General features: G+C 35.2%; 18 protein-coding genes. 3 read left to right on the top strand and 15 right to left on the bottom strand.

The annotated features are described in order from the left end of the window. Window positions 1-3: 3 nt before the first annotated feature. The 7 genes from ACFQ32_RS06780 to ACFQ32_RS06750 form a co-directional block, all read right to left on the bottom strand. Window positions 4-1,101, bottom strand: a complete 1,098-nt coding sequence (locus tag ACFQ32_RS06780; RefSeq protein ID WP_046325321.1) for a PTS fructose transporter subunit IIC — start codon at window positions 1,099-1,101, stop codon at window positions 4-6. Between the two features lies 1 nt (window position 1,102). Further along, window positions 1,103-1,420, bottom strand: coding sequence for a PTS fructose transporter subunit IIB (locus ACFQ32_RS06775; protein ID WP_046325322.1), 318 nt, complete (start codon window positions 1,418-1,420; stop codon window positions 1,103-1,105). Between the two features lie 3 nt (window positions 1,421-1,423). Further along, window positions 1,424-1,873: a PTS sugar transporter subunit IIA gene (locus ACFQ32_RS06770; protein ID WP_046325323.1), complete on the bottom strand. Its 450-nt coding sequence runs from the start codon at window positions 1,871-1,873 to the stop codon at window positions 1,424-1,426. A 262-nt stretch (window positions 1,874-2,135) separates the two neighbouring features. Beyond that, window positions 2,136-3,002, bottom strand: coding sequence for a DUF4097 family beta strand repeat-containing protein (locus ACFQ32_RS06765; RefSeq protein WP_046325324.1), 867 nt, complete (start codon window positions 3,000-3,002; stop codon window positions 2,136-2,138). A 25-nt stretch (window positions 3,003-3,027) separates the two neighbouring features. Continuing rightward, a complete protein-coding gene (locus ACFQ32_RS06760; RefSeq protein WP_046325325.1) occupies window positions 3,028-3,651 on the bottom strand; it encodes a DUF1700 domain-containing protein in 624 nt (207 codons plus the stop codon). Next, on the bottom strand, window positions 3,644-3,820 hold the full coding sequence (locus ACFQ32_RS06755) for a hypothetical protein (RefSeq protein WP_167334246.1): 177 nt from the start codon (window positions 3,818-3,820) through the stop codon (window positions 3,644-3,646). The genes ACFQ32_RS06760 and ACFQ32_RS06755 overlap by 8 nt, the downstream gene beginning before the upstream one ends. Further along, complete coding sequence (locus ACFQ32_RS06750; RefSeq protein WP_167334247.1) at window positions 3,817-3,957, bottom strand: hypothetical protein; 141 nt, start codon at window positions 3,955-3,957, stop codon at window positions 3,817-3,819. Before ACFQ32_RS06750 ends, ACFQ32_RS06755 begins: the two co-directional genes overlap by 4 nt. 229 nt (window positions 3,958-4,186) lie before the next feature. Between ACFQ32_RS06750 and ACFQ32_RS06745 the strand changes: the two genes are divergently transcribed. The 3 genes from ACFQ32_RS06745 to ACFQ32_RS06735 all read left to right on the top strand — a co-directional run bounded on the left by ACFQ32_RS06745 (window position 4,187) and on the right by ACFQ32_RS06735 (window position 7,296). Continuing rightward, complete coding sequence (locus tag ACFQ32_RS06745; RefSeq protein WP_046325326.1) at window positions 4,187-5,260, top strand: S66 family peptidase; 1,074 nt, start codon at window positions 4,187-4,189, stop codon at window positions 5,258-5,260. A 90-nt stretch (window positions 5,261-5,350) separates the two neighbouring features. Further along, window positions 5,351-6,034 carry an ABC transporter ATP-binding protein gene (locus ACFQ32_RS06740; protein ID WP_046325327.1) on the top strand — a complete coding sequence of 228 codons (684 nt, stop codon included), beginning with the start codon at window positions 5,351-5,353 and terminating at the stop codon, window positions 6,032-6,034. After that, entirely contained in the window at window positions 6,031-7,296 is a 1,266-nt protein-coding gene (locus ACFQ32_RS06735) for an ABC transporter permease (protein ID WP_046325328.1), read from the top strand. The genes ACFQ32_RS06740 and ACFQ32_RS06735 overlap by 4 nt, the downstream gene beginning before the upstream one ends. Before the next feature lie 89 nt (window positions 7,297-7,385). Here ACFQ32_RS06735 and ACFQ32_RS06730 read toward each other — a convergent pair whose 3' ends face one another. The 8 genes from ACFQ32_RS06730 to ACFQ32_RS06695 form a co-directional block, all read right to left on the bottom strand. Further along, window positions 7,386-7,742 carry a DUF6176 family protein gene (locus ACFQ32_RS06730; RefSeq protein WP_046325329.1) on the bottom strand — a complete coding sequence of 119 codons (357 nt, stop codon included), beginning with the start codon at window positions 7,740-7,742 and terminating at the stop codon, window positions 7,386-7,388. A 338-nt stretch (window positions 7,743-8,080) separates the two neighbouring features. Then, the gene (locus ACFQ32_RS06725; protein WP_158593820.1) at window positions 8,081-8,245 is read right to left on the bottom strand and encodes a hypothetical protein; all 165 of its coding nucleotides are present in this window, start codon (window positions 8,243-8,245) and stop codon (window positions 8,081-8,083) included. A gap of 18 nt (window positions 8,246-8,263) precedes the next feature. Continuing rightward, window positions 8,264-8,914 (bottom strand): ABC-2 transporter permease, encoded by a 651-nt coding sequence (locus ACFQ32_RS06720; RefSeq protein WP_046325331.1) that lies wholly within the window; start codon window positions 8,912-8,914, stop codon window positions 8,264-8,266. Continuing rightward, window positions 8,895-9,752, bottom strand: a complete 858-nt coding sequence (locus tag ACFQ32_RS06715; protein ID WP_046325333.1) for an ABC transporter ATP-binding protein — start codon at window positions 9,750-9,752, stop codon at window positions 8,895-8,897. Before ACFQ32_RS06715 ends, ACFQ32_RS06720 begins: the two co-directional genes overlap by 20 nt. A gap of 196 nt (window positions 9,753-9,948) precedes the next feature. Continuing rightward, complete coding sequence (gene rpsI, locus ACFQ32_RS06710; protein WP_034980394.1) at window positions 9,949-10,344, bottom strand: 30S ribosomal protein S9; 396 nt, start codon at window positions 10,342-10,344, stop codon at window positions 9,949-9,951. An 11-nt stretch (window positions 10,345-10,355) separates the two neighbouring features. Then, a complete protein-coding gene (gene rplM, locus ACFQ32_RS06705; protein WP_045928442.1) occupies window positions 10,356-10,799 on the bottom strand; it encodes a 50S ribosomal protein L13 in 444 nt (147 codons plus the stop codon). Between the two features lie 106 nt (window positions 10,800-10,905). Beyond that, window positions 10,906-11,691: a tRNA pseudouridine(38-40) synthase TruA gene (gene truA / locus ACFQ32_RS06700; protein WP_046325336.1), complete on the bottom strand. Its 786-nt coding sequence runs from the start codon at window positions 11,689-11,691 to the stop codon at window positions 10,906-10,908. After that, window positions 11,691-12,488: an energy-coupling factor transporter transmembrane component T family protein gene (locus ACFQ32_RS06695; protein WP_046325338.1), complete on the bottom strand. Its 798-nt coding sequence runs from the start codon at window positions 12,486-12,488 to the stop codon at window positions 11,691-11,693. The genes truA and ACFQ32_RS06695 overlap by 1 nt, the downstream gene beginning before the upstream one ends. Window position 12,489: the final 1 nt, after the last annotated feature.

The following is a 12,489-nucleotide window of genomic DNA, read 5'->3' as shown; positions in this document are numbered from 1 at the left end:
TTTCTACTGAATATTTAACTTGATGTCGTCGTCACTCACTGATTCATCACCAGATGAATCCTTATCTGTAAAGTCAGCAATTAATGGTGCAACTATAGCTATAAATAAAGCACAAACAAAAATACCAGCAAGATAAGCAAAAATATTATCTGCAGTCAAAATTCCGGGTAAACCTCCTAAAGGTGGAATATGGGATTTCACTCCTAAAAATGCACCTGTGGCCGAACCTAGAGCTCCACCAAGTACATTAACAATTATCAGTTGTGGGGCCTTCATCATGAATGGAATCGCACCTTCAGTAATACCAAAAGTTCCCATAATTAAGTTGTTATGTCCCATTTCTAATAATTCGGCAGAAAATCGCTTCTTAGGCCAAATGAAACTCATAAGCGCATAACCCATTGGAATAGCGCAAATAGCAATGTTGGTATATAAACATGGCTGATAAATGCCTTCTATAAAGAAGAAGTTTCCTACTCCCCAAGCTGCTTTATTAACTGGTCCACCCAGGTCAACACCGATCATGCCTCCCATAATGGCAGCTAATAAGACAGCATTAGTCTTTTGTTCGACCATATACTTAACCCAAGATGTTAAGCCATTATTAATCCAAGCTAGTGGTGGCGTTAAAATAACACCTACAAAGAGCGCCACTGAGCCAACAGTTAAAAGCGGCATGACAATAAGTTCAATTGCCGAATTCCATTTATCTGGAACTTTAATCTTGCGGCACCAACGTGCTACATAGCCAGCAATGAGTCCAGCAGCGATGGCTCCAATAAAGCCAAGTTGATTATTAGTAGCTAACTGACCACCGATAAAACCAGCACCTAAAGCTGGTTTGTCACCGAGAGCGTAAGCAATATAGCCACCAATTACCAAGTTAACTAAGCCAATACCAATCCAACCTACTGAGTTTATTTGATAAAGAATATGGAAAAAGCCACCGGTTTTAGCAAACTTAGATAAATTACCATAGCCAAAGCACATACCAATCAATTGCGGTACACCAACAACAAGTGCACCACCGATAACAGTTGGGATCATGTATGAGATCCCACTCATGATTGCTCCTTCCCACTCTTTCAAAATTCTTTTCATACTAATTCTCCTTCTTAATTGCAGCAGCACATTTCTTCAAAACAGCTTTAGGTGCCTTAATGCAAGTGTTAATATCTACTCGAATAACTGGCTTGCCCTTAAATCTGTCCATACTAGTTATTTTTTGATCAGAAGCAATTAAGACAAAATCAGCTGCATCTGCTTCTTTCTGGGAAATAGCGTTAACTGGTCCCATCATTCCTTGTTGCTCAATTTTGACATTCCAATTTAATTCCTTACCAGCTTTTTCTAAAGCCTTAGCTGCCATTGGCGTATGGGCCAAGCCTGCTGGACAAGCAGAAACTCCTACTACATTCATTTTTTATTCTCCAATCTTTTCATTAATAAATTGTGCAATCATTTCTTTAGAAGAAAGATTGCGTAATTTTTCTTTAAAATCTTTTTCCAACAATGCCGTTGATAAATTGGCCAGCATTTGCAAATGTTTGTCTCCTGCATTTTCGGGTGGGACCATCAATGCGAAAACATCAGTGACTGGCTTTTTATCATATGTCTTCCAGTTTAAAGGCTGACTTAATCTAAAATAAAGAAAACCCGGTTTTTTAACCGCTGTTGTTTTAGCATGCGGAATTGCAAAGCCATCTTCAAGTCCTGTTGAAAATTCTTGCTCTCTTGCCAAAAAACTCTGATCTAATTTTTCTATGTCATTGGTATAGCCTGCATCATATGCCGCTTTGGCTGCATATTGTAAAAAGTCTTCTACGCTAGCTTCATTGACATCTAAAAAAACATCATCGGCAGAAAATTTCATATATAACCTCACTTCTTTTCTTGCTTGAAAACCTTTTCAATAAATATATTATCTTTTAATAATTAATTTGTAAGTACCAGTATTTTCCATTTAAATTGGAAAAATCATATTTAATGTAGTCATAATCCTGTTTAACTAGGTTTGTTTAATACAAGCTGTTTTATAATCTAAGTTTTTTCTAAAAGTTTAACTATAAAAATAGCCCTGAAAGTTATTTGACTTTCAGGACTTAGTTTGATGATAAAAGAGCCTGCTATAATTTTTACTTAATAGTAATAGTTCCTTCTGTTGAATCAACCAAAAGAAAATTTTTCTTGGAGTTCTTTTTGATGAAGTTTTCATAGGGCTTTGAACCCTTATACCTAATTGCTTTGCCATCTGCTGTCAACTGGTAACTTAGGTTAGGCGTATTTTTAATTACTAAATTGCTACTTTGTAAAGTAAAAGAATTTCTATTGCTAAGTTGTGAATTGTTAATTGTAATATTAGCGTTAGAAGCATCCAGAGTCATTGTTGAACGACAATTTAAAAGTCTGCACCAACCTCCATCTATTTTAACTTCTGCATTACCCAGATCAGAGTTATTGAGTGTTAATCTATGGTTGCTACCAGTTATTAAACTTGTATTTTTCGTGTCAATATTATCAATATCTAAATAACCATCCATACAACTCACAAAATTTGCATTAGCTTTCAGGTCTTTTAATCTGATGTTTCCGTGATCACTGTCGCTATCAAATTCAGTATAGTGAACATTTTGAGGAACAGTTACGTCAATTCTGGAACCAATTTTACGCCAATTGATTGCAATAGGTCTGGGCTCATAAATATTCAAACGGTTATTTGCTAATTTGACTTGTACTGCATCTGGATTAACTCCAGTAACATTAACTTGGTATTTTTTGCCCGAATGAAGAAAAACATCAGAGGAATCAGTTTGAATAAAAACTTTATTAAATTTGTGGTTTGAAGTATATGTACGTGTGAGCTTAGAATCATCAATAGCGGTCAAAGTAAAGTGGTTATGATTAGCAATTATTGGTCTTACACCGTTATTAGACCAGCCAACGAGCATCATAACAAGACCTACAATTATGGCCAATCCACATATACGATAAAACTTTTTCATAATTAATCCAATCCTCCTCACTCATCTAAACATTGGTTTTATAGTAACGCTGCTTGAAAATTTTCCGGCCAATGTGTTGAAAAAAAGCAGCACATTCTGCAGTTAGGAAGCGAATAAACTTCATAATTACTGGGAATAGCATTAAGCTGATACATGTTAAAACCAAACCTCCTCCAACATAGAAAAAGCCTGAAGCCCAGTAGCCACCAAAAAGCAGTCCAAACGATCTAATCAATATAAAAGCACCAGCGATGAATAAAGAGGTAATAATGATAGCTAAAGCAATAAAGATTGCGGCCAATGCAATCAATACTGCTACCATAACTATTACTGCTGCTAATGCTAATGGTATGCCGATGGGTGCAGCCAGAACTCCCAATAAAATAACCCAAATGGTTTTTAAGTTAGACTTGGAGCTGGTTTTGTGTGCCTCTTCTCTTTCAGGTATTGAAACTGAATAGTCCGCCATAATTTTGCGTGCTAATTGCTTGGGAGTCCCTAACTCAGCAATTATCTCTGAATCATTATGGTAATTGCCGTCCAGTAAAAACTCCTGATAAAATTCCACAACATCTTGCATATCAGAACTAGGCAAATTAACAAGATTTTGCTTTAACTGCAAAATATAATTATCAGTAACTTTATTCATTTTCTTCTCCCATAATTTGATTTATCTTAGTGCTAAAACTGTACCACTCTTTTTTAATTGTTTTTAATTCTGCTTTACCTGAAGCAGTAATTTGATAGTAATTCCTGCTTCTTCCCTGAAAAAGCCTGGTACCAACTAATAAGAAATTGTTTTCCCCTAATCTTTTCAAGACAGGATAGATGGCAGACTCAGAATACCAAAAGTTGCTTTAGCCCAGTTTGTTATTCCACGACTATAACCACTGTTTTCTTTAATAAAAGCTAAGACAACTCCATCCAGAAGACGATTTGGAATTACTATCGTCATAATTATTTCCTTCATTATTATATTATATATAATATTGTAGAGCTTAATCAAAATGCTTTCAAGCAATTATTAAAAGTTTCACTGAATTTTTTCCTTTGTTCTTACATTCTCTAACTTATCAAACATAATTTCTTACTTGTTCTTTAAATACTCACTAAGGTTTTCTAGGCCAAGTTTTTATAGTAAGATTAAAAACTAATAACTACTTTTAATAATGGAGGTTCAATCTATGTTAATGAAACCACAACATTTACAGGTTGGAGATGAGATAGCAATAGTCAGTTTATCAGCTGGTACTCTGGGAGAGAATTTTGCTTCTCATGAACTTAAACAAGGAATTAAGCACATGAAGCAACTTGGTTTACAGCCTGTTTTTATGCCCCATGCTCTCAGCGGTATTAAATACATCAAAAGTCATCCTGCTGAACGCGCTGCCGATTTAAAAGCAGCATTTTTAGAACCAGATATCAAAGGAATCATTGCCGCAATTGGTGGGGATGATACCTACAAGACACTGCCTTATTTAATGGCAGATCAGGAATTTAAAACTGCTGTTTTTGAGCATCCCAAGTTGTTTAGTGGTTTTTCTGATACCACGAATAATCATTTAATGTTTTACAGGTTAGGAATGCAAACTTTTTATGGTCCAAGCTTTTTAACTGATTTTGCAGAGCTAGAAAACGAACTTTTACCTTACACCAAAAAAACTTTAAATCATTATTTTGAAAATTCACCTGCAACCATCATTCCTGCTAGTGAAACCTGGTATGAAGAAAGAACTGATTATTCAATCAGCCAAGTTGGCAAAAAAAGGATAAACCACCAAGATACTGGTTATGAGGTGCTACGCGGTCACGGAAAAATTCTGGGAAGACTATGGGGTGGTTGTATTGATAGCCTTTACGATGACTTAGTCCCTAATCGTTATGAAGACGAACCGCCTATCGCCAGTCAATATCATCTCATGCTTACAGAGGAAGAAGCTCAAGATAAAATATTATTTATAGAAACATGCGAAGAAAAACCAGCTCCTGAATTTTATCGTAAAGAAGTAGCTAAACTGGCTGAAGTTGGTATTTTAGACAATGTGCGAGCTATTTTAGTTGGTAAACCGCAGGATAAAAAATATTTTTCTGAGTATAAAAAAGTCTTACTGGAAGAGACTGCTACCTTTAATACACCAATTTTATATAATGTAAATATTGGACATGCTTATCCCCGTGCTGCTCTGCCATACGGCGCGTTAACACAAATTGATTTTGAAAAACCAGAGATAAAAGTTATGGAACCCTGGTTTGCCTAATCTGAAATTATTTTAAAAAAATATTTGCCTTTTTTTAGTCATGGTGTGTTATATATATATTACAGCAATACAAAGAAAGAAGGAAAATCTATGAGTTTACTTGAAACTCGTGGTGTAACTCGCACCTATGGCAAAGGTGCAACTATGTTTGATGCCTTACGTGGAATAAATTTACAGATTAACAAAGGTGATTCGGTGGCTATCATTGGCAAAAGTGGTTCGGGTAAGTCTACCTTGATGCACATCCTGGCACTTCTTGACCACCCCACTACTGGCAGCGTCTTTTTAAATAATGAACCCACAAGTAAAATTAAGAATAAAGCATTAAATAAGCTGCGCAATCAAACATTTGGTTTTGTTTTTCAACAGTTTTTCTTAAACGCTCAAGACAGCGTATTGGAAAATGTCATGCTCCCTCTAAAAATAGCTGGAGTCACAGGCAGAGAGCGCCGTACAAAAGCTCTAGCAGCAATCAAGGCAGTTGGATTAGAAAGTAAAGTCAAAAATAAGGCCAGTGCTCTATCAGGGGGACAAAAGCAACGGGTCTGTATTGCACGTGCTTTAGTCAATGATCCCCAAATCATTTTTGCTGATGAGCCGACAGGAAATTTGGATTCAGCTACCAGCGAGAATATTGAAAATATTTTATTTAAATTACATCAAGAAAAAAATATCACTTTAATAATTGTTACCCACGATCCGGATTTAGCCAAAAAGTGTGAACGTCAGATTCAGATTAAAGATGGTCAAGTGGTAGGAGGAACACAGCAATGAGATTTCATGATATTCTTAACTCGGCGGCTACAAACTTATGGCACAATAAAGGAAGGACATTCCTAACCATTATTGCTGTTTTTATTGGTTCCCTAACTATTGCCATTACTATGGGTATTAATAATGGTGTTAATGATTATTTGAAAAAGCAAGTCGGCAATGTTGGTAAAACTGAGCAAATGTCAATTTTGCCTGGGAGTTCCAGTCAAGATACGAATGAACCTCAAAAATATAATACCAAGAAGAGCAGTCAAAACGCTGATGGTATGATGGACAAAAACGACGTTAAAAAAATCAAATCAGTTAAAGGCTTAAAAGATTTTAAAGCGCTAAAGGACTGTGATGTTGACTATGTCCAAGGCCCTAATAAAACTAAATATCTTATAATTGCGCAAATAACGGAAGGAATCAATTACGACCTGAAAGTTGGTCACCAGGTTGCAACTAGCGGAAAAAAGGCCCAGATTTTAATCACTAAACCAATGGTTAAATCTTATGGCTTCAAAAATGCTCAAGATGCACTCGATAAAAAAGTTACTTTAGTGACAAAATCACCCGTTACCAGGAAAAAAACAAAAATATCTGCTACGGTTGTTGGAGTCAGAAACGATAGTATAGTATCAAAAGGTTTTGCTATTTACAGTAATGGCTTAGGGCAAAAAATAATTGCCGCCAACCAAAAAGGTCTTCCGCATGCATTAAAAGATAAGTATGTTAGTGTTATTGCTACTCCTGTTAACAAGAGTGCCAGCAGCATTAAGAAAGTTGAGGATAATTTAACTAAAAAAGGATATTCCGGTATGACTCTTAAGGAAGCAGTCAATGAACTTTTCCTAACATTCAACGCAGTTACTGGGGTTTTAATTGTTTTTGGAGCTATCGCATTAGTAGCTGCCTGCTTTGGAGTAATTAATACCCTGTACATGTCAGTGAGAGATCGTACAAAAGAAATTGGTCTTATGAAGGCATTAGGGCTTAGCAAAGGTAAAGTATTTTCCATCTTCAGCTGCGAAGCGATCTTAATTGGTTTGTTTGGCTCTTCATTGGGATTATTACTGGCAATGGGCTTAGGTAGTGCCATAAACAATTTTGCTGCTAAGTCATTCTTAAAAGGGCTGGATGGTTTTACCTTAATTCAGTTCAACTGGACTAGTAGCTTACTAATTATTGGCATCATCTGTATAATTACCTTTTTAGCAGGAACACTGCCTGCCAAACGAGCAGCAAAATTAGATCCCATCACTGCTTTAAGATATGAATAAATAATTGCAACATTAAAAAACGCCAGATAATATCTGACGTTTTTTGCCTTTCTTTTATTCAAATAACTACACCTTATTAGATTTTTTATTTAATCAGCATCTATAATACATTTGATTTTAGGTGCTACTAGTTTTTCCATCACTTTCATATCCACTGGCCTATATGCAGTATCTATACACTCGTCCCAATATTCTAAGTGTTTTTGATCAATATAACTATCCGAATCTTCGACTGCATTTCCCCCTTCTCCTTGCATAGAATAACAATAAAAGTATGTGTAACCATCCGCACACTCCTCTTTAAATACAGTCTCAATATACATTCTTTCTCCCGCCATTGTTGCTACAGTATCTTGATGATGTTCATTTAAAAAGTCCATCCATTCCTGTGCCTTCGCTTCTTTTCCTTTTTTAATGCGAAAACGGGTTAATTCAGTTTTTGTCATAATTCTACTTTAATCCTATCTAATCTAAACAAAAGGTACCGAACTTATGTTGGTGCCTTAAATTTTTATAATAAATGGTGTAATTCGTTAAAAATAAATAATTAGCGCTTTCTTAAGACCTAGTTTGAATAACATTTATTTGACTAAATTTCAAAAAGCTTTTAATATCAGGTATTCCCACACTTTTCTGAAAACACTGTTTCAATAAATTTCAACTAACTTCATCTGAATGGTGTGAATTTACTTCCAAAATATATGAACTGAGCTTATAAATACAAGCAACTCATACCACTCAATAACTTACTTTGGTTACAATCTTGTAGGACACTCCCAGTTAATTATTTTACTTTCTTTACCTTCCGTTCCATTAAATCTGCAATTACAGCTGGAATAATTGCAATAAAAGCAGTCCCTCTTTCTCCCCAGATCAGTATCCCGACTGCAAGTACAATTGAAACTATTGCTAAAGCAACAGCTATTTGATGATATATTTTTTTACTCATAATAGTTCAAGCTCCTAACTACTTAAATGTGTTGGAATATACTTTTGTTGAAATTATCATTGAAACGATTGATATTAATGCAATTAAGATACAGCTTGCGATTACTAATAGTAAAGAATTAGTATTACTAATCCAAGTGATAAACAATAGACCCCAAGTCGTTTTCTGCAAAATATAAATCACTCCCATGATAAGGACTAAGACCAGTATATTTACGATTGTGCTACCAAACGTACCGAAAGCATAAACTGCTGGAAGTAAGAGAACTACATACATGATACCAATCAATAAGCCAACTATCGCTATCAATACATGGATTTGCAGACTAAATTGTTGGAAAATCAGAGCAGTGCCAATGCTTAAAATTAAAGTTATAAAGCTAATAAATAGAATTAAAGAAATACAAAAAATGTATCTAGCCAAAACTATGTTTTTTTTAGGAATAGGGAAAACACCGACAAATCTGTTCCATCCATTTTCTTGGTCAGCAACTAATAGACTAGTTGGTATTGATGCTAAACCAATCGGTCCAATGATTGAAAGAAAAATCGTTCCAGACTCTCTACAAAAAATTGTCACCAAAAGCAGTACTAAAATAATTAGCAATCTACCTATTAAACTTACCTTATTTAAAATAAGTTGCAAATCCTTATAGAGAAGTCCCTTCATCCATCCTCACTCCTTTTACTAAAAATAGCAATATTTCTTCTAATGAAGCATAATCTTTATAATCAACACTTTCTTGTGATACATCAACTAGATATTGAACCAAGTTATCTTGGCATAATTTATATTTGATGTTTTTCAATGGCAAGCTTGTTATTTCGGTTTTAATCGTATAGTGGTTAAGCAATTCGCTCCGGCCACCCTTTAATAAAATATTGCCATTTTTAATAAAAACAAAATAGTCAGCAACTTGTTCTAAATCGCTTAAGATATGTGAAGACAATAATACCGTCATTTGATTATCGCTTACATATTCTTTTAGCAAAGACAAGATTTCTTTCCTTATAATTGGATCAAGCCCACTGGTTGCTTCATCAGCAATTAAGAGTCTAGGATGATGAGAAAGGGTGGCAGCAAAATTTAATTTAACAAGCATCCCTCTTGAAAAATTACTAATAGGCTTATTGGTAGGCAAATCAAACTCATCAATTAAATTGTGATAGAGTTTTTTATCCCACCGGGAATAAATTTTTTCTAGCATTTTTTCAATTTGTTGAACAGTAAATGAGTTTGGAAAATAATTTTGCTCCAAAATTACACCTAAGTTAAGTTTTATCTGGTATTCATCTTTAACATAATCTAAACCAAAAATTTTTACATTGCCTATTTCACTTTTTATTTGATTTAATAGTAAATTCAAAAAAGTTGACTTACCTGACCCATTTTCACCAACTAAACCAACAATACTTCCTTCATTTATTTTTAAATTGTTAATTTGTAGTTGAAAATCTGCGTACCGCTTACTTAAATTTAGCACATCTATTACCGGTTTGGAACCCATTTTATACCTCACTAAGATTGCAACATCATATATATAACCATTAAACTACTTCAAATTAGGATTACCAAAGTCAAACAACATATTGCTTTTTTAAAGTATTGATGTGAAAGTGTGTGAATTTAGCTAAAAAGTACCAAAAAAACACTCCATGGTGTGAACCATGAAGTGTTTTGAAACCTTGATATAATCGTGTTGATTAACGTTTACTAAATTGTGAAGCCTTACGAGCCTTCTTAAGACCTGGTTTCTTACGTTCAACCATTCTTGGATCACGAGTTAAGAAACCTGCCTTCTTCAGTGGACCACGAAAATCAGGATCTACTTCAAGAAGAGCACGAGCAATTCCTAAACGAATAGCTCCAGCTTGACCTGAGAAACCTCCGCCATTGACATTAACCTTAACATCATATTGATTTTCAGTTTCAGTCAAAGTCAATGGTTGCTTCAAATCCTTAACTAAATTAGGAAAAGGAATGTATTGATCAATATCTTTATTATTAGCGGTAATCTTGCCGCTACCTGGTACTAAACGAACACGTGCAACAGAATTCTTGCGCCGACCAGTACCTGCATATGCAACTTGTTGTGCCATTATTTATCCTCCTAGATTAATTTGTTAATGTCTAATTCTTCAGGCTTTTGTGCTTCGTGCTTGTGATCAGCACCAGCATAAACATGCATCTTCATAAATTCTTGGTGACCAAGAGTGTTTTTAGGAAGCATACCCTTAACTGACAATTCAACTAATCTAACTGGATTATTAGCCAGCAAGTCTCCAGCTGGAGTGGCCTTTATGCCACCACGGTAATCAGAGTGATGGTAGTAAATCTTGTCAGTAGCTTTCTTACCTGTTAACTTTAGTTTAGCGGCATTAATTATAATGACGTTATCACCAGTGTCAACGTTTGGTGTATATTGAGGCTTATTCTTACCTCTTAAAATAGTTGCTACTGCAGTTGACAGACGACCTAAAGATACATCTGTTGCGTCAATAACATACCACTTACGTTCAATTTCATTAGGTTTCGCTAATTGTGTAGTACGCAATTTAATTTCCTCCGTTTATACGTTGTTTGAAAACAATAAGATTCCGGGGCCTATCGTGGACAAACATACTTTAATATAATAATTCTTTTCAACTAAAAAGTCAATATTATTCCCTGTCGAGCCTATATTTTTTAGGTATATCATCATAAAAAACATGATATAAGAATAACCCACTTGCCTGAGCAGTTTCTCTTACCTGCTCCCGATCCTGTGCCATTATTACCCGGGGAATATCATTGACAGGGCGTTTGCCTCTACCAATTTCTAACAACATTGCTACCAAAATGCGGACCATATTATAAAGAAAGCCTGAACAAATAAAATCAAAGACAATTTCATTATTCTGCTTATCTTTTTGGATATTTACATAAAACATCGTGCGAACCTTGTTCTTAATTTGCCCGCCACTAGCTGCAAAGCTGGTAAAATCGTGCGTTCCCAGTAAATCAAAGGCTGCCCTTTTCATTTTTTCCACATCAACTGGGTAAGGATAGTGCCCCGTATATAGGCGCTTAAAGGGATCGACAAATCTGTCTAAACTAACGCGATAGCGATACCACTTACCTTTAGCGCTATACCGCACATGAAATTTTTCATCTACGATGTCACATTTTTTAAAAACAATGTCTAGCGGCATCAGCGAATTTAAAGCACAAATCATTCTTTCTGGCGGAATTTCTTTATCAGGATAGTCGAAATGAATTACCTGCCCCAATGCATGAACTCCTGCATCTGTACGTCCTGAACCCTCAACAACCACATTCTTGCCCTTAGTCATTTTAGATAAGGCGGCTTCAATCGTTCCTTGCACAGTTCTTTGACGAGGTTGATACTGGAAGCCATGGAAAAGGTGTCCGTCATAAGCAACCGTCATTTTATATCTTGTTGTCATTAATGTGTCCTAAATATTAATAAAAGCCCTAATAGTAAAATGAAATAACACAAGTTAATAAGATCAACATTGGACCATTTTAAGATTCTAAATTTTGTCCTACCTTGATCTCCACGATAACCACGTGATTCCATCGCAGTTGATAAATCAATTGCTGTTTCTAACGAATTAATAAATAGTGGAACCAGGAGAGGGGTAATCGCCTTTGCCCTGGTAACTAGCCCGCCATTATTAAAATCTGCACCTCGTGAACGTTGGGCATTCATAATTTTTAAAGTTTCATCAAATAAAGTTGGTACAAATCGTAAAGCTATTGACATTATCAGAGCGATCTTATCGACCGGAACATGAACTATTTTTAATGGTTTCAATAGCCATTCGATAGCATCAGCAATTTCAAGTGGTTTAGTTGTAACAGTCATTACTGTAGAAATTAAGATGATCACTGTAAAGCGGATAAAAATATAAATAGCATTGGTTATACCATAACTAGACAATGCAAAAATTGTCCACTGCCAATAGACAGTTCCACCAACTGAGAAAAACAACTGCAAAAAGGACGTGAACAAAATTAACCAAATTAGGGGTTTAACTCCATCCCAAAAGACTTTTGGTTTTAGTTTAGTGGCAGCTACAGCAGCTATACTAAAAATAGTTACAATTAGGTAAGAAACTGGATTATTGGCTAAAAATACGAATAAAATAAAAATAATAGTTGCTAGTAATTTTCCTCTTGGATCCATACGATAAATTATCGAGTCACCAGCTACATACCGGCCAATTAAGATTTTACTCACA

The organism is Lactobacillus melliventris (genome assembly GCF_042679465.1).
GTDB classification, from domain to species: Bacteria; Bacillota; Bacilli; order Lactobacillales; family Lactobacillaceae; genus Lactobacillus; species Lactobacillus melliventris.
This window is presented reverse-complemented; position numbering and strand designations above follow the sequence as displayed.